Source organism: Lentzea sp. NBRC 105346 (genome assembly GCF_030269605.1).
Taxonomy (GTDB): Bacteria; Actinomycetota; Actinomycetes; order Mycobacteriales; family Pseudonocardiaceae; genus Lentzea.
This window is the reverse complement of sequence record NZ_BSTQ01000008.1, coordinates 1-16827: the sequence shown is the minus strand read 5'-3', so window position 1 is coordinate 16827 and position 16827 is coordinate 1. Positions and strand designations below refer to the sequence as shown.

Below are 16827 nucleotides of genomic sequence, written 5' to 3'. Positions count from 1 at the left end.
GCTATGGGGGGAGCTTTCCCAGCGCTGACCGCTGGGAAAGCTCCCCCCATAGCACCGCCGCCGCTAGTCCTTGTCCAGCACTGAGTCCTTCGAGGTTTCGCGCATGAGCCCGTAGACGATGAGCGAGACGAGCACGCAGCCGGCCACGTAGTAGAAGAACAACGACTCGTGGCCGGCCTGCTTCAACCCCAGCGCCACGTACTCGGCGGTCCCGCCGAAGATCGCGACCGTCAACGCGTAGGGCAGCCCGACCCCGAGGGCTCGGATCCGCGTCGGGAACAGCTCGGCCTTCACGATCGCGTTGATCGACGTGTACCCGGTGACGATCACGAGGCCGCCGAGCATCAGGAAGAACGCCAGCACGGGCGACCTAGTACCAGCCAGGGTGGACAGAAGCGGCACCGTGCACAACGCGCCGAGCACGCCGAACCCGATCAGCAGCGGTCGGCGTCCGATGCGGTCGCTCAACGAACCGGCGATGGGCTGGATGATGACGAACACCAGCAGGGCCAGGAAGTTGATCCAGCTGACCGTCGCGGCGTCGATCTTGCTGGTGTTCACCATGAACTTCTGCAGGTAGGTCGTGTACGTGTAGAACGCGACGGTGCCGCCCAGCGTCAGGCCGACGACCAGCAGGCACTCCTTGGGGTAGCTCAGCAGCACGCGCAACGAGCCGCGCTGCCCCGAAGAGGACACCTTCTCGAACGAAGCGGACTCGTCCATCGACCGCCGCAGGTACATCACGATGATCGCGCCGGTGGCGCCGATGACGAACGCGATGCGCCAGCCCCAGGAGAGCATCTCCGCCTTGGACAGGAACTGCTGCAGCACGATCTGCACGCCCAGTGCGACCAGCTGGCCCGCGGTCAGCGTCACGTACTGGAAGCTGGAGTAGAACCCGCGTTTGCCGCGTGAGGCCACTTCGGACAGATAGGTCGCGGACGTCGAGTACTCGCCGCCGACCGACAGGCCCTGCAGCAGGCGCGCGGTCACCAGCAACGCCGGCGCGGCCACGCCGATCGTCGCGTACGACGGCGTCAGGGCGATGATCAGCGAACCCAGGGCCATCATCGTGACGGACAAGGTCAGAGCGGCCCGGCGGCCGTGCCGGTCGGCGTAGCGGCCGAGCAGCCAGCCGCCCAGCGGGCGCATCAGGAAGCCCACGGCGAAGACGGCCGCGGTGTTCAGCAGCTGCGCGGTCTGGTCGCCCTTGGGGAAGAACGCCGCGGCGAAGTAGATGCTGAACGCCGTGTAGGCGTACCAGTCGTACCACTCGATGAGATTGCCGATCGAGCCGCGCAGCACGTTCGCCACGACGCGGCGTTCGGTACGCCGCTCCTCCACCACCGTCATCAGCGCCTCCTTGCGTGATTGGAGCCACGATCAGGCGTGCCCGGCCGGCGAACAACCCGGTCGCGGCCTTCTTTACGTTCCCTTAGGCCGCCGTCCGGTGTGCTGCCTGCCACACTGTCCGGCGTGCGAGTGTTGCTGGTCGAGGACGACGACGGAGTCGCCGACGCCCTGGTGGAGGCGTTGCGCGCGCACGGCCACGAGCCCACGCGCGTGCGGCGCGGCGCGGACGCGTTGATCGCGCACCGCGACAACGAGGTCGTGTTGCTCGACCTCGGGCTGCCCGACGAGGACGGCCTCGAGGTGCTCCGCAAGCTGCGCAAGGTCGACCCGGTGCCGGTGCTCGTGCTCACCGCGCGTGGCGACGAGCGGACCGTCGTGCGCGGGCTGCGGCTCGGCGCCGACGACTACCTGGTGAAACCCGTGCGGCTCGCCGAGCTGCTGGCGCGCATGGACAACGTGGTGCGGCGCGGCGCGGCGCGGTCGAAGGAACCGGACACGACCGTGCGGGTGTCCGATGTGGAGATCGACCTCGACCGGCGGCGCGTGACCGTCGGCGGCGCGGAGATCGCCCTGACGCCCAAGGAGTTCGACCTGCTGGCCGTGCTGGCGCGCCGGCCCGGTGCGGCGGTCAGCCGTCAGCAGCTGATGGACGAGGTGTGGGGCGACGCGTTCGTCGCGGTGTCGCGGTCGCTCGACGTGCACCTCACGGGGCTGCGCGCCAAACTCCAGCGGCCGGGACTGCTCACCACCATCCGCGGCTTCGGCTACCGGCTCGGTGAGTGATGCGGCAACGACTGCTCCTCGTGCTGCTGCTGTTCGCGCTGAGCGCGGTCACGGCGTTCGCGGTGCCGTTGCTGATGAGCACGGCCGCCGAGCGCACCCAGCAGTTCGTGATCGGCCGGACCGCCGACCTCGACAGGTTCGCCGCGCTGCCCAGCGACGTCGTCGCCGACGAGGCCACCCGCTACACGACGTTGTACGGCGAGGAGATCGTCGTGGTGAACGCCGCGGGTGAGCCGGTCGTCGAGTCCGGAATGGACGTTCTCGACGTCAAGACCGAGCTGGAGGCCGCACTGCGCAACCAGCCCGCGGCACCGGTGCCGACGATTCTGCCGTGGCACGGCGGGGACGTGCTGTTCGCCCGCCCGATCGGGACGGGCACGAGGGTCGCGGGCGCCGTCGTGCTGCGTGCCTCGACGGCGACCGCCGCGCAGGACGTGGCGCGGCGCTGGGCGTTCGTGCTCGCGGGTGCGATGGCGGCCGCGGTGGCGTGCGTCCTGCTCACGCTCGTGGTCGCGCGCTGGCTGCTCCGGCCGTTGAAGGAGCTCGACCGCGGGGTGCGCGCCGTCGCCGCGGGACAGCGCCGCGCGCACGTGATGGACACGGCCGGTCCGGCCGAGCTGCGGGCGTTGTCCGAGTCGTTCAACCGCATGTCGGACGCCGTCACGGAGGCCGCCGACCAGCAGCGCCGGCTCATCGCCGACGCGTCGCACCAGCTGCGCAACCCGATGGCCGCGCTGCGCCTGCGGGTCGACATGCTGGAGGGCAACGAGTCCGTCGTCGCCGAGGTCGAACGCCTGGAACGCCTCCTCGACGGCCTGCTCGCACTCGCGAGCGCGGAGAGCACCGCGACGGAGCTGGCCGCGGGCGGCCGCGAACCCGAACTGGCCGACCTCGGCGCCGTCGTGCACGACCGGGTCGACTTCTGGCTTCCCACGGCCAAAGCCGGCATCACCCTGAACGCCGGCAGCCCGGCGTTGGTGCGCTGCCCGGAGTCGGATCTGGCGCAGATACTCGACGTCGTGCTCGACAACGCCATCAAGTACGGCGGCCCGGAGATCACCGTCAGCCACGACCGCAACGTGCTCACCGTGACGGACAACGGCGACGGTCTGTCCATTGAGGACATTGAACGAGCGAAGGAACGGTTCTGGCGCAAGCACGACGACAAGCGCGGCACCGGCCTGGGCCTGGCCATCGCCGAACGACTGGTGACCGCGCGCGGCGGCACCCTGAAGCTCACCCCCGCCGAGCCGAAGGGCCTGACCGTGGAGCTGACGCTGCCGGTGGAGCCGGCGCTATGAGGCGCCGGACGTTCCTGCTCGCCCTGCTCGCCACGGCGTGCGGCACGGGCGAACCGCAGGGTGAGCTCAAGCTGGCGGCCGGTGAGGAAGGCGGCATCTACCTCGACTTCGCCCGCCTGCTCGCGGCCAACTCTCCCGAGGGCCTGCGCATCACGCCGATCGCCACCGGCGGCAGCCAGGACAACCTCGACCGCCTGCGCAAGGGCGAGGTCGACCTCGCATTGACGCTGGCCGACAGCGCCACCCCGGACCTCGTCGCGCTGGGCCGCGTCTACGAGAACTACCTGCAGCTCGTCGTGCGCGCGGACTCCCCGGTTCGGAACCTCGATGACCTGAGGGGACAACCGGTGTCGCTGGGCGCCCCCGGCTCCGGCGCCGCGGTGCAGGGTGCCCGGCTCGACCTCCAGGCCCGAGAGCTGCACATGTCCCTCGACCCCGCGGTAGATGCGCTGCAACGTGGTGAGATCGCGGCACTGTTGTGGTCCGGCGGTGTCCCGACTCCCCGTCTCGCCAAGGAGACGAACCTGCGGCTGCTGCCGTTGGACGGCGTGCTGCCGCGGCTCAAGGCGGCCTATGGATCGGTGTACGAGCACGTCACCGTGCGCGCCGGGGTGTACGGGTCGAAGGCGGACGTGCAGACGGTCGGCACCGCGAACCTGTTGATGTGCCGTCGCTCCCTGCCGGACGACCTCGCCGGCGCGGTCGTCCGCATGCTCGTGCGGAAGGCCGCGAACCTCGTGCCGAACCAGGCGCTGGGAACGCAGTTCCTCGACGTCCGATCGTTGATCGTGACGCCGAGGATCGACCTGCATCCGGGTGCGGCGGCGGAGTACCGCCGCCTGCACGGTTAGGGAAGTCTCTGCCCCAGCAGCAACGCCGTCGCGGCGGCGAAGATCAGGATCAGCGTGCCGATCACCAGCCACGGCTTCGAGGCGTCGGCCTGCTTCTTCTCGTACCCGATCTGCTCGCCCAGCGTGTCGTACACACGCCGCAGTTCCTCCGCCGAGGCCGCCTTGAAGAACTCGCCGCCGGACAGCTGCGCGATCTCCTTCATCGACTCGTCGTCGACCGGCACCGGCTGCAGCCTGCCCTCGATGTCGACCGTGCCGTCCTCGGTGCCGAACGAGATCGTCGAGATCGGGATCCCGGCCTTCTTGGCGTCCTCGGCCGCGTCGAACGCCTTGCGCGTGCCGACGGTCTCCTTGCCGTCGGTCATCAGCACGATCCGCGCGGGCGGCGGCCCTTCCGCGCCACCGACGACCTTGCCGAACGAGTCGATGGCGGCCATGGCGGCGACGATCGCGTCACCGGTCGCGGTCGACTGCGCCAGCTTCAGCGAGTCGATCGACTGCGTCACCGCGGTGCGGTCGGTGGTCGGCGCGACCAGCACGGTCGCCGAGCCGGCGAACGAGATCAGGCCCAGGTTGATGCCGGGAGTGAGGCCCTCGGCGAACGACTTCGCCGCCACCTGCGCGGCCTCCAGCCTTGACGGCCGGACGTCCGTCGCCTTCATCGACAACGAGGTGTCGACGACCAGCATGACCGTCGCGCGGTTGCGCGGAACCCGTTGCTCGGCGGTGGGGCCGGCCAGGGCGACGGTCAGCAGCGACAACGACACCAGCAGGAACGTGGCCGGCACGTGCCGCGTCCAGCCCTCACGCTTGGGGGCGACCTTGTCGAGCAGCTCCAGGTTCGTGAACCGCATCACCCGCTTGCGCCGGATCCGTTGCAGCACAACGTATCCCGCCACCAGCGCGACGACCACGACGAATAGCAGGAACCACCAGGGGGCAACGAAGCTGGAGAAGCTCATGCCACACCTCCCGACCAGCGCCGCTTGCGGGCGACCACGAAGCGCACCGTGTCCGCGATCCAGTCGGAATCGGTGCGCAGCACCAGATGTCCGGCACCTGCCTGCCGCAGACCCGCGGCGACCGACGCCCGGTGTTCGGCGGCCGCGGCCGCGAACTCCCGACGCAGCAATGCGGACGCGTGCACCTCGCGCTGCCGCCCGGTCTCCGGGTCGGACAGCACGACCGTACCCACCTCGGGCAGGTCGACGTCACGCGGGTCGATCACCTCGACGGCCACGATGTCGTGCCGCGCCGACAACGCGCGCAGCGGCCGCTGCCATTCCGTGCCGCCGAGGAAGTCCGAGATCACCACGACGAGGCCGCGGCGGCGCGGCGGGCGGCGCAGTTGTTCCAGCAGTTCGGCGAGATCACCGCGGGTGCCTTCGGGAGCGCGCGGGGTCTCCGCGATGCGGCGGATCATGCCGCGGGCGTGCGCGAGGCCGCCGCGCGCCGGGACGCGGATGGTGTCCGCGCCGGTGGAGATCAGCGCGCCGATGCGGTTGCCGCCGCCGCGCGTCAGGTGCGCGACCGCGGCCGACGCGGCGACCACCAGGTCACGCTTTTCACACGCGGCGGTACCGAAGTCCAGCGACGGCGACAGGTCGATCGCGACCCACGTCTCCAGCTCGCGGTCCGCCACGGTCTCGCGGATGTGCGGCACGGTCGTGCGCGCGGTGACCGCCCAGTCCATCCGCCGCACGTCGTCGCCCGGCTGGTACACCCGCGCCTCACCCGGCTCGGTGCCCGGACCGGGCACGAGCCCCAGGTGGTTGCCCTGCAGCAGGCCGTCGAGCCGGCGCCGGACGTCGAGCTCCAGCATGCGCAGCGCGGCCTCCATGCGGCCGCCGTGCAGTACCGGGGGCGCCCACGACGGGCGCTCGTCGGCGGACTTCTTCCTGCCGCTCACTGCCTACCAGCCGGAACCGGCTGCTGCGGTCGAGCCGACACCTGCGGCAGCGGCACGATCTGCAGCACGCGCGTGATGATGTGGTCGATCGGCACACCGTCGGCGAGCGCGTCGTAGGACAGCACCAGGCGGTGCCGCAGCACGTCCGGCACGACATCGACGATGTCCTGCGGCAGCACGTAGTCGCGTCCGCGCACCAGGGCCAGCGCACGCGCGGCGGCGATGATGCCGAGCGAGGCACGCGGCGAGGCGCCGTACGCGACCCAACCGGCCACATCGGACAGTCCGTGCTCACCGGGCGCGCGGGTCGCGATCACCAGGCGCACCACGTAGTCCACCAGCGCGTGGTGCACGAACACGCGCGACGCGACGCCCTGCAGCCGCACCAGCTCCTCGGGCGAGAGCACCTGGTTCGGCTCCGGCGGCTCGACGCCCATCCGGTAGACGATCTCCCGCTCCTCCTCGGCCGTCGGGTACTCGACCTGGATCTTGAACAGGAAGCGGTCGCGCTGCGCCTCGGGCAGCGGGTAGACGCCCTCGTTCTCGATCGGGTTCTGCGTGGCGAGCACCAGGAACGGGTTGGGCATCGGGAACGTCCGGCCACCGATCGACACGTGCCGCTCGGCCATCACCTCGAGCATCGCGGACTGCACCTTGGCGGGCGCGCGGTTGATCTCGTCGGCGAGGACGAAGTTCGCCACGACCGGGCCGAGCTCGACGTCGAACGCCTCGCTGGACTGCCGGTAGATGCGGGTGCCGAGGATGTCGGCGGGCACGAGGTCCGGCGTGAACTGGACGCGCGAGAACGATCCGCCGACCACCCGCGCGAAGGTCTCCACGGCCAGCGTCTTCGCGACGCCGGGCACGCCTTCGAGCAGCAGGTGCCCCTTCGACAGCAGGCCGACGAGCATCCGCTCGACCAGCCGGTCCTGGCCGACGATCACCCGCTTGACCTCGAACACCGTGCGTTCGAGCAGCTGAGCGTCACGGGCAGGCGTGTTGGGCGCCCCAGCAGATGCGGGATCGGCGGCGGGCTCGGTCACGAGGGAGGCCTCCATGAACAGGGTTGTGCGACCCGGTAAGTCTCCCGGACCACCGGTTTAACCCATGTGAAGGGTCTTCCTAAGCAGACACTTCCACCCGGCCCAGCAGCTTCATCACCCGGCTGACCTCGCCGGTGTCGACGTTCCACGACAGCACGCGGTCGCCGCTGAGCACCAGCAGCGTCGAGTCGTCGAACCACCGCAACGGCCGCGCCCCGAACGGCACACCGAGCACCTTCGGCGGCGCGCCACGGATCGGCACGAACCCGAAATAGGTCATCACGATCACGTCCCGCACCGCGAACTTGCCACGCGCCGGAACCGCAATCCGGTTGCCACGAGCGACCGGAATGCCGCGCACGTCGTCGACCATGGACTCCAGCGAGTGGGTGATCGTGCGGCCCTCGCGTTCCAGCGTGCGGAACGACGAGATCATGTACTCCGGGTTGTTGCGGCCGGTCACGACACCGCACGCGAAGTTGTCGGTCGCCGAGTACGACGACGGCGTCTTGCGGTCGGCCATGCGGATGATCAGCGCGCCGTCCGCGGCGTCGACCAGCTGGGTGCCCCGCGAGCCCATGGCCAGCAGCTGCCTGCCGTCCGGGCTGATCGCGGCGTGCGTGTTCGTGCCTCCGACGGGCACCGTCCGCGACCGCCCGGTGGTCAGGTCGACGACCAGCACCGAGCCGGGCTGCGGGAACACCGCCGTGCGTCCGTCCGCCGACAGCGACGTCGGAGACATCTTGAGGACGCCGAGCGAACGCAGGTGCCAGTCGTCGCCGAGCACCAGCACCGGGTCGGAGCTGCTCTTCTGCAGCAGCGCCAACGCCCGCTCGACCGGGTTCTCGGCGAGCGGAACGGTCGGCGCGGCCGGGTCGACCTCGACCGGGAAGTCCGACTTGAGCCGCGGCAACGAGTCCTGGTCGCTCCACGGGATCATGGCGGTCACCGGCCGCGGTTCCACGGGCTTGGGCTGGTCGAGGCGGGACGGTTCGACGCGCATGACGACCCCCGTCGCGACCACGGCCGCGACGAGCACGGCGACCGGCACGAACCTCGACGCCACACCCCGATTGTCCGCTACATCGCGAGCAGTCCGGGCCGCTCGACCTCCATTACCCGATGAAAACTTCCGGTGTCGATGTTCCAGGCCACCACCATCGGCCGCGGGCCGTCGCAGACCAGCAACAGCGTGGAGTCGTCGAGCCACCGAGCCGGCCGCACTCCGCCCGTCCGCACCCCGAGCACCGGCGGCCTGCGCGGCTGGTTCGGCGTCCACGAGTACTGCGACAGCCCGATGACCGACAGGTGGTCGTACCCGCCGACGCCCGCCCACGCGATGAGGTCCCCGCGGGTGACCGGTGTACCGCGCACCCCGGACACGCCCATGTCGTAGGCCATGCTCCCGTTACTGCCGGTCTTCTCCGGCCAGCGGAACCCCCACCGCTTCAGCACGGCCTTGCCGTCCGCGTTGACCAGGCCGTACGCCACGGACTCGGTGCTCGAGAACACGAGCGGGAGCTGCTCCGTCGGCGTACTGATGATCAACTCACCGTCCGGCACGTGCACCAGCGAGGTGCCGCGGTCCGGGCTCGACGCGACCAGCTGGGTGCCGTCCGGGCTGATCGACGCGTGCCGGTTGTCCCCCGGCACCGGAACCGTGCGGCTCGACCCGGTGGTCAGGTCGACCACCAGCACGCCGTCCCGTTGCGGGAACACGGCGGTCCGCCCGTCGGCGCTGAGCGCCGTCTCCGACATCGGCCAGTCCCCGAGCGTGCGCAGCTCGCCGTCGTCGCCGAGCACGAGGATGCTGCCGAGTCCTTGGAACAACGCCAGCGCGCGCCGCACGGGGTGCTGGGCCAGCGGCACGCCCTGACTGGGATCGATCCGTTCCGGGAAGTCCGTGTGCAACAACGGAAGGTCGGCCAGCGAGCTCGGCAGCACGTGGTCGACCCGCTTCGCCGCGGCGCTGGTCGTTGGTGGCGCGAGCGGCAGGTGGACGTCGCGTTCATGCGCCGACACCACGATCAGCGCACCGCACACGGCCACGGTGGCCGCCATCGCCAGCCCGACGCGGGCGCGCGAGCGGCGCCGGCGTCGTCGCTGACCGGCCGCCCACGCGTCGATCGCGAGTGTCTCGGGCGGGTCCAGGTTGCGCAGTTGGTCGCAGAAGCGCTGGACCGTCAACGCCGGCACCTCGCGCCGGGTGGCGGCCACGTCGCGGTACAGCGCGACGCGCACGAACGCCTCGGGGTTCGGCGGCCCGACCTGGGTCCAGTGCTCGGCGAGTTCGGTGAGGGCGTGCCGCACGTGGTCCTCGGCGCGCTGCCGGTCGCCCGTGAGCAGGTACGCCGAGCGGAGCAACGACATGCGCTGCTCGGACACGAACGTCTCGAACCCCGCGAACCCCACACCTCCCTAACGCCCGAGCCGCCCCAAAGGTTGGTGTGCCGTTATGGCCACCTTCGCTGCGCCGCACGCAGCGAAGGTGGCCATAACGGCACTAAAGGTTCGTGAGGTCTTCGGGGGTGTCGACGTCGCGGGCCTCGCCGGGCTGCGCGAGCACGGGCGTCGGGCCGAGCGGCCCGAACACCGACCGCATCGAGGCGTTGGCGGGGTCGTCCGGCAGCGCGGCCCGCAGGTCCGCGACACGCCACACGCCGGTCAGCCACTGCTGCCTGCCGTCGAAGAGCACCGCGTTGTCACCAACGGACCGCAGCCGCGCGATCGTGCCCTTGGTGAGGCCCGGCTGGTCGACCGCGAGCACGACTACGAACTCGGTGTCGATCTCGGCGAGCCCGGCGGCCAGTCCGGCGAGCGGCCCGCCGCCGGGCGGGTCCTCGCGGGTCCACACCACGCCGGGCACGTCCTTGCGCGGCCCCACGACGACCACCGGCGCGCAACCGTCCACAACGGACAACACGTGGTCGAGCAGGGTGCCGCCGCCGAACTCCAGCGCGGCCTTGTCCACTCCGCCGAGGCGCGCGCCGCTGCCCCCGGTCAGGATTATCGCGGCGGCGTCGGGCATGCACCCACCGTAGCCGTTACCAGGCGATGACGCCCTGCGCCGCCTGCTGCAGCGTCCCCACCTGCGCCGTCTTCACCGGCACCGCGGCCATCTGCTGCGCGCCGTCCGAGCCGAACCACCGCGCCACCAGCGTGCCGCCGACGGGCAGGCCGACGCGGATGCCCTCCACCTTCTGGCAGTCCGCGCCCTCGCACGCGGTCCACTTCAGACCGGCGTAGGCGGTCTCGCCGGGCTGCACGGTGAAGTCCGCGCCCCGGCCCGGCTGCGGCACCTTCTCCACCGGCACGTTCACCGGCCGCCCGTCGGACAGCGTGAACGTGATCTCCGGGTTTCCCTTGAGCGGGCACGACTTCGAGCCGTGGTTGGTCAGCGAGACGATCGCCTTGCCGACGTCGGGCTGGGTACGGACCTCGGCGGTGAAGACGTCGGCCGCACAGGCGCCTTCCGTCGTGGCGGGCTTGACGCCCTGCTCGGTTCCCGCGGGCGGCGCGGACTGAACTCCTGCCGAGCAGGCGGCGAGCGGTAACAGCAAGAGGGCGATGGCGCGCATGGGTTTCCTCCACAGGGCTGCAAGGCCCCATAGAGTGGTCACCCGGAGACGATTTGTCCAGACCAATCTCTAGAGCATGCGCGTCACGTACGGCATGATCCCGCCGTACCGCACGGGCGCGACCCGCACGACGGCACCGGAGTACGGCGCCTCGACCATCATCCCGCCGCCCAGGTACAGCGCGACGTGCGTGCCGCCGCCCGGTCCCCAGAACAGCATGTCGCCCGGCGCCATCTGCGACAGCGGCACCTTGCGCCCGGAGTTGTACTGGTAGCCGCTGTAGTGCGGCAGGTAGATCCCGACGCCGGCGAACGCGTACATCATCAGCCCGGAGCAGTCGAAACCGATCTTGGCGTAGTCACCGAACTCGTCCGCCACGCCGCCGTCACGGATGCCGTAGGTGGGGCCGTTGTAGTTGCCGCCACCCCACGCGTAGATCACGCCGCGCTGCGCGAGCGCCCGGTTGATCACGGTCTGCACGCGGTTGCCCGAGGGCGCGGCGGCCGCCACACCCACCGGCGCCGCGGCCGCGGCCGCCCGCTTCGCGTTCTCCTCGTCCTCGCGCCTCTTGTCCTCGAGCCACTGGTCGTATTGCTTGCGCTGCGCCTCCAGCCCGCCCACGACGCCGCGCGCGTCCGCGAGCTGCCGCTCGACGCTCGCCTTGTCGTTCTCCAGCGCGGCGGCCCGGCCCGCCTGGGCCCGCTGGGCGTCGATGGCGGTCTGCTGCGCCGTGTCCGCGTCCCGTTTGGCCTGGTCGGCGGCCTTCTGCTTCTCCTCGGCCTTGCCGAGGGCGGCGCGCGCCGACGAGTCCTTGTTCGCCTTCTCGGCCTGTTCCTGCTGGATGCGGTCGAGGACGTTGAGGCCGGAGCTGCTGACGTTGTTGAGCATCTGCGCGCGGGCGAGCAGGTCCTCGGGGCTCTTCGCGCCGATGAACGCGCTCACCGACCCGACCGCGCTGCGCTGCGAGTAGCTGGCGGCGGCGAACTCGTCGAGCTGCCTGCGGCTGTCCTCGACGGCCTTGCCCGCGGCGTCGGCCTCGGTGCGCGCCCAGTCGGCGTCCCGTTTGGCCTGGTCAGCGGCCTGTTGTGCGATCTCGAGGTCGACGCGGGCCTTGTTCGCCAGCTCGGCCTTGAACGCGACCTCGTCGTTGAGTTCCTGCAGCTTCGCCTCGGCCTGGCTCAGCTGGCCGGTCAGCTCGCCGACACGTGCGGCCTTCGCGTCCGCGTCGGCCCGGCCGGCGCTGATCTGGTCGTCGCTCGGGTTGGGCGGCGGCGGAGGTACGGCATGCGCCGAACCTGCGAAGACGAGCGTCAGCACCAACGCCGTTGCGGCGGAAAGCCGAGTCAGCACCGACATCACCTCCCACCGCATTAGACCAATCAGACCCATTTGTCGCAGCAAGAACTCGCGTCTCGTCAGCTACTCGGGTCACAGTTGACCACAGAGCGTGCGGAAATGGGTCTGATCGGCTACGGCGTGTCGGCGTTCGTGTCAGTTCACTTTGCGGTCCAGCCCGGACCAATACGACTCGCGCAGTTTGAACTTCTGGATCTTCCCGGTCGCGGTGCGCGGAATCGACTCGCGGAACTCCACGGACGTCGGCGCCTTGTACCCGGCGAGCCGCTGCTTGCAGTGCGCGATCAGCTCGGCCTCGGTGACGTCCGCGTCCGCCGCCTTCACCACCAGCGCCTTGATCGTCTCGCCCCACTTCTCGTCGGGCACGCCGATCACCGCGACCTCGGCGACCGCCGGGTGGCTGAACAGGCAGTCCTCCACCTCGATGGACGACACGTTCTCGCCGCCGGTGATGATCACGTCCTTCTTCCGGTCGGTGATCGTCAGGTGGCCGCTCTCGTCGAAGTAGCCGCCGTCGCCGGTGTGGAACCAGCCGTCCTCGATCGCGTCGGCGGTGGCGTCCGGGTTCTCCCAGTACCCCTCCATGACGACGTTGGAGCGCGCCATGACCTCGCCCGCCTCGGAGATCCTGATCTGGGCACCCAGCGCGGGCGCACCGGCGCGGGACTGCTTCTTCGCCTTGACCTCGGCCTCGTGGTGATCGTCGGACGGCAGCAGCCGGTTGAACGTGAGCAGCGGCGCGGTCTCGGTCAGGCCGTAGATCTGCAGGAACTCCCAGCCGAGCTCCTCGGTGACCCGCTGGATGGTGCGGCTAGGCGGCGGCGCCCCGGCGCACACGATCCGCACCTTGTCCCGGCCGGGGATCTCGCCGTCCCAGCCCTGCGCCGCGTCGAGCACGGCGTTCCACACCGCGGGGGCACCGCACATCAGCGTGACCCCGTGGTCGCGCACGCGGCGCAGGATCTCGGCGCCGTCGACCTTGCGCAGCACCACCTGCGGAATGCCGAGCCCGGCCAGCCCGTACGGCATGCCCCAGCCGTTGCAGTGGAACATCGGCAGGGTGTGCATGTAGACGTCGCGTTCCCACGCCCGCGTGTGCATCGCGAACGTGACCGCGTTGAGCCAGATGTTGCGATGCGTGAGCTGCACGCCCTTGGGCCGCGCGGTGGTGCCGGACGTGTAGTTGATCGTCGCGGTCGCATCCTCGTCCGGCGCGCTCCACGGGCGTGGCTCGACGTCGAACCGCATCAGGTCCTCGGTCTCGGCGCCGAGGGTGAACCGGTGCCGTGCGGTGACTCCGTCAAGTTCGAGCTCGGGGTCGACGAGGAGGACCGCCGCGCCGCTGTGCTCGACGATGTAGGACACCTCGTCCGGTTTGAGGCGGAAGTTCACCGGTACACAGATGCGCCCGCTCGCGGGCACCGCGTGCAGCAGCTCGAACAGGCGCGCGGAGTTGTGGCTCACCACGGCCACCCGTTCGCCCTCGCCGACGTTCAGCGCGTCCAGACCCGCCTGCCAGGCTTTGATCCGGTGGGCCAGTTCTTGGTAGGTCGTCGTGTCGACCGGCTTGGCGGGCTGGTCGGGTTCGTCGACGACCGCGGTCGTCTCCGCGAAGACGGAGGAGGCGCGGTCCAGGAAATCCGAGACGGTCAGTGGCACACGCATGTTTTGACCTTAGGTCTAACGGGGTGTTCTCACCACGTGCTCGGGTCGCCCCAGGATCGGTAGGTTCCCTGCCCCACCGGCGGAACGGCCGCCAGGTCCGGCAGCACGTCCCCCACGGGTTCGTGCATCACGACGTCCGCGGTCTCGTCGCACGGCGTCGGCTCCGCGTTGCAGATGATCACGGACGCCCCCGCCTTCGCCGCCAGCCCGACCAGCCCGGCCGCCGGCTGCACGCCGAGCGAGGTCCCCGCCACCAGCATCACGTCACAGTCGATCGCCGCGGTGCGCGCCCGGCGCAGCACCTCGGCGTCGAGCGGCTGTCCGAACGAGATCGTGGCGGACTTCAGGATCCCGCCGCACCGGGCGCAACGCGGCTCGGCCTCCCCCGCCGCCACCCGTTCCAGCGCGTCGCGCATCGGCCGCGTGATCCCGCAATCCAGGCAGACCGTGAGGTGCATCGTGCCGTGCAGCTCCAGCACACGGTGCGGGTCGGACCCGGCCTTCTGGTGCAGCCCGTCGACGTTCTGCGTGATCACGGTCCGCAGCCGCCCGGACCGTTCCAGCGCCACCAGGGCCAGATGGGCGGCGTTCGGGCGCGCGGTCCACATGGGATGCGTCAGCCGCGCCCGCCAGGCGTCCCGGCGCACCTCGGGATCGGAGAGGTACGTCTCCAGGGTGAAATCGGCCCACACTCCTTCGTGCGAGCGGAAGTCCGGGATCCCCGAATCGGTGGACACACCGGCGCCGGTCAGAACCGTGATGCGGTGTGCGGACGCGACCAACGCCCGTGCCGCTGCGCACGCTTCCGACACCATCCGTACAAACTAGCCCCGTGCGTACACGATTGGGTGCCGCGATCGCGGCAGTGGGCTTGATCACTGGAGTCACCGGAACGTTCCTGCCCTGGCTGCGATCTGGAAGCATTCACCGGGACAGTTACGAGGTGCTCTCGCTGCGTGATTTCGCCGGGTTGAACACGGGTCCAGGCGAAGTGGTCACCCTGATCTGGGTCGGAATCACCCCGTTGGCGGTGTGCGCGTTGGCCCTGTGGGTGGTCCGTTTTCGCCGATTCGCCGCGTGCATCGGCCTACTTTTTGGCACCATCACGGGAACGGTGGCGGCACTTGCCGTCGTCCAAGGGGGCGACACGGGGTCATTGATCGGAATCTCCCTTTCCGGACCGGTTGTGACCTTGAGTGGTGCCGTGCTGGCGATCGTGGGGGCGATCACGGTGCTCACCGCGAAAACTCGCTCGGCGATGAGTACTCCAGGAGGAGGACCGTGAGTTACCCAGGTGGTGGCGGCGGCCAGTGGCAGCCGCAGAACGACCCGTACCAGCAGGGGGGCGGCTACCCGCAGCAGGGTGGTTTCCAGCAGGGCGGCTACCCCCAGCAGCAGCCCGGCTACCCGCAGACCGGGCCGCAGCCACAGCAGGGTGGATACCCCCAGACCGGTCCTCAGCCGCAGCAGGGCGGCTACCCCCAGACCGGTCCGCAGGGTTTCCCCCAGCAGGGTGGCTACCCGCAGACCGGCCCCCAGCCGCAGTGGGGCCAGCAGCCTCCGTTCGGTGGCGAGCCGCCGAAGAAGAAGCGCACCGGCCTGGTCATCACCGTGCTGGTCGCCGTGCTGCTGCTCGTCGGCGGCGGCGTGACCTACTTCGCCTTCCTCCGCTCGAGCACCACGGCCGCCTCCGGCCAGGACACCCCGAAGCTCGCCGCCGAGAAGCTGATCACCTCGCTCGGCTCCGGTGACATCATCGGTGTGATGAACGGCCTGGCGCCCGCCGAGGCCAAGCTGTCCAAGGACTACACCGAGGCCGTCGTCAACGAGGCGAAGCGCCTGGAGATCCTGAAGAAGGACGCCGACCCGAACAAGGTCAGCGGCATCGAGTTCAAGAGCGAAGGCATCACGTTCGACGAGGCCGGCGCCGAGAAGATCAACGACAAGCTGACGATCAACAAGCTGACCGGCGGCAAGATCACCATCACGTCGGACGCGTCGAAGATCCCGCTGACCGACAAGATCGTGAAGGCGCTCGGCGCGAAGCTCGAGAGCGGCGCCAAGACCGAGACGGTCGACATCACCGAAGAGGTCAAGAAGCGCGGCAAACCGATCGGCATCGCGACGATCAACGTCGACGGCGAGTGGTACCCGAGCGCCTTCTACACCATCGCGAACATCGCGCTGGAAGAGGAGAAGCTCAAGTGGCCGGCCCAGGGCATCGCGCCCGAGGGTGCCGCCTCCGCGCAGGACGCCGCGAAGGCGATCGTCACGGCCGGCATGGACGCCGACCTGAAGAAGGTCATCGCGCTGCTCCCGCCGGACGAGATGGGCGTGCTGCAGGCCGTCGGCCCGGTCCTCCTCGAGCAGGCCGGCTCGCAGAAGCCGACCGGCGCCAAGCTCGACGCGCTGGAGACCGACGTCAAGGACGTCACCGGCGGCAAGCAGGTGACCATCCGCAAGCTCACCGTCACCGCGGACGGCGAGAAGGTCGACATCTCCCGCACGGGTGACTGCTACACCGTCGAGGCGCAGGGCCAGCAGCAGAAGCTGTGCGCCGACGAGCTCGCCCAGCTCGTCCAGCAGCAGGGCGGCAAGAACATCCCGCCCGCCGCGGTCGACGTGATCGCCCGCGTCGGTGGGCAGATCATGAAGGACGGTGTCGGCGTCGTCGCCACCGAGGTCGACGGCAAGTGGTACGTGAGCCCGATCCGCACGTACTACGAGCTGGCGCTCACCCTGTTCCGCGGCCTCGAGCCGAAGGACGTGGACGCGCTGCTCGAGCTCGTCAAGTAGTTCCCGCTTCGCTATGAAGGGAGCTTTCCAAGCGCTGGTGTTTTAACCAGGGGTGAGTTCCCTAACGGGCCGTCGCGTGAGCGGCGGCCCGTTTGTTGTTTGCTGTCTTGGGTTTGCTGGGCCTGCGTTGTTTGCGGATGACGGGGTGTCGGGGGGCGGGTGTGGTGGTGTGGCCTGGTGGGCGGCCGGGTC

At 70.1% G+C, this 16827-nt stretch carries 16 protein-coding genes; 5 read left to right on the top strand and 11 right to left on the bottom strand.

Going from position 1 to position 16827, the window contains the following annotated elements:
- Positions 1-63 precede the first annotated feature (63 nt).
- Positions 64-1353, bottom strand: a complete 1290-nt coding sequence (locus QSK35_RS18375; RefSeq protein ID WP_285747691.1) for an MFS transporter — start codon at positions 1351-1353, stop codon at positions 64-66.
- Between the two features lie 123 nt (positions 1354-1476).
- On the opposite strand from QSK35_RS18375, the gene QSK35_RS18370 reads away from it, so the two are divergent.
- The 3 genes from QSK35_RS18370 to QSK35_RS18360 are packed head-to-tail and all read left to right on the top strand — an operon-like array spanning position 1477 to position 4288.
- A complete protein-coding gene (locus QSK35_RS18370) occupies positions 1477-2136 on the top strand; it encodes a response regulator transcription factor (RefSeq protein ID WP_285747689.1) in 660 nt (219 codons plus the stop codon).
- Complete coding sequence (locus QSK35_RS18365) at positions 2136-3437, top strand: sensor histidine kinase (RefSeq protein WP_285747687.1); 1302 nt, start codon at positions 2136-2138, stop codon at positions 3435-3437. The genes QSK35_RS18370 and QSK35_RS18365 overlap by 1 nt, the downstream gene beginning before the upstream one ends.
- On the top strand, positions 3434-4288 hold the full coding sequence (locus QSK35_RS18360) for a TAXI family TRAP transporter solute-binding subunit (protein ID WP_285747685.1): 855 nt from the start codon (positions 3434-3436) through the stop codon (positions 4286-4288). Before QSK35_RS18365 ends, QSK35_RS18360 begins: the two co-directional genes overlap by 4 nt.
- Here QSK35_RS18360 and QSK35_RS18355 read toward each other — a convergent pair.
- The 10 genes from QSK35_RS18355 to QSK35_RS18310 all read right to left on the bottom strand — a co-directional run bounded on the left by QSK35_RS18355 (position 4285) and on the right by QSK35_RS18310 (position 14654).
- Positions 4285-5250: a VWA domain-containing protein gene (locus QSK35_RS18355; RefSeq protein WP_285747683.1), complete on the bottom strand. Its 966-nt coding sequence runs from the start codon at positions 5248-5250 to the stop codon at positions 4285-4287. The two genes, QSK35_RS18360 and QSK35_RS18355, sit on opposite strands and share 4 nt — an antisense overlap.
- Entirely contained in the window at positions 5247-6128 is an 882-nt protein-coding gene (locus QSK35_RS18350) for a DUF58 domain-containing protein (RefSeq protein ID WP_285748268.1), read from the bottom strand. The genes QSK35_RS18355 and QSK35_RS18350 overlap by 4 nt, the downstream gene beginning before the upstream one ends.
- Before the next feature lie 65 nt (positions 6129-6193).
- Positions 6194-7255: an AAA family ATPase gene (locus QSK35_RS18345; RefSeq protein WP_285747681.1), complete on the bottom strand. Its 1062-nt coding sequence runs from the start codon at positions 7253-7255 to the stop codon at positions 6194-6196.
- A gap of 64 nt (positions 7256-7319) precedes the next feature.
- On the bottom strand, positions 7320-8306 hold the full coding sequence (locus tag QSK35_RS18340; protein ID WP_285747679.1) for a hypothetical protein: 987 nt from the start codon (positions 8304-8306) through the stop codon (positions 7320-7322).
- Between the two features lie 14 nt (positions 8307-8320).
- Positions 8321-9652, bottom strand: a complete 1332-nt coding sequence (locus tag QSK35_RS18335) for a hypothetical protein (protein ID WP_285747677.1) — start codon at positions 9650-9652, stop codon at positions 8321-8323.
- A 91-nt stretch (positions 9653-9743) separates the two neighbouring features.
- Positions 9744-10268, bottom strand: a complete 525-nt coding sequence (gene mobA, locus QSK35_RS18330) for a molybdenum cofactor guanylyltransferase (RefSeq protein WP_285747676.1) — start codon at positions 10266-10268, stop codon at positions 9744-9746.
- Positions 10269-10284: 16 nt separating this feature from the next.
- Positions 10285-10818 carry a DUF4232 domain-containing protein gene (locus QSK35_RS18325; RefSeq protein WP_285747675.1) on the bottom strand — a complete coding sequence of 178 codons (534 nt, stop codon included), beginning with the start codon at positions 10816-10818 and terminating at the stop codon, positions 10285-10287.
- 69 nt (positions 10819-10887) lie between these two features.
- Positions 10888-12174 (bottom strand): NlpC/P60 family protein, encoded by a 1287-nt coding sequence (locus QSK35_RS18320; RefSeq protein ID WP_285747673.1) that lies wholly within the window; start codon positions 12172-12174, stop codon positions 10888-10890.
- A gap of 135 nt (positions 12175-12309) precedes the next feature.
- Positions 12310-13839: an AMP-binding protein gene (locus tag QSK35_RS18315; RefSeq protein ID WP_285747671.1), complete on the bottom strand. Its 1530-nt coding sequence runs from the start codon at positions 13837-13839 to the stop codon at positions 12310-12312.
- Between the two features lie 29 nt (positions 13840-13868).
- A complete protein-coding gene (locus QSK35_RS18310) occupies positions 13869-14654 on the bottom strand; it encodes an SIR2 family NAD-dependent protein deacylase (protein ID WP_285747669.1) in 786 nt (261 codons plus the stop codon).
- Positions 14655-14671: 17 nt separating this feature from the next.
- Between QSK35_RS18310 and QSK35_RS18305 the strand changes: the two genes are divergently transcribed.
- Together QSK35_RS18305 and QSK35_RS18300 are read left to right on the top strand one after the other, a co-directional pair.
- The gene (locus QSK35_RS18305; protein ID WP_285747667.1) at positions 14672-15124 is read left to right on the top strand and encodes a hypothetical protein; all 453 of its coding nucleotides are present in this window, start codon (positions 14672-14674) and stop codon (positions 15122-15124) included.
- On the top strand, positions 15121-16635 hold the full coding sequence (locus QSK35_RS18300; RefSeq protein WP_285747665.1) for a flagellar basal body protein FliL: 1515 nt from the start codon (positions 15121-15123) through the stop codon (positions 16633-16635). The genes QSK35_RS18305 and QSK35_RS18300 overlap by 4 nt, the downstream gene beginning before the upstream one ends.
- Positions 16636-16827: the final 192 nt, after the last annotated feature.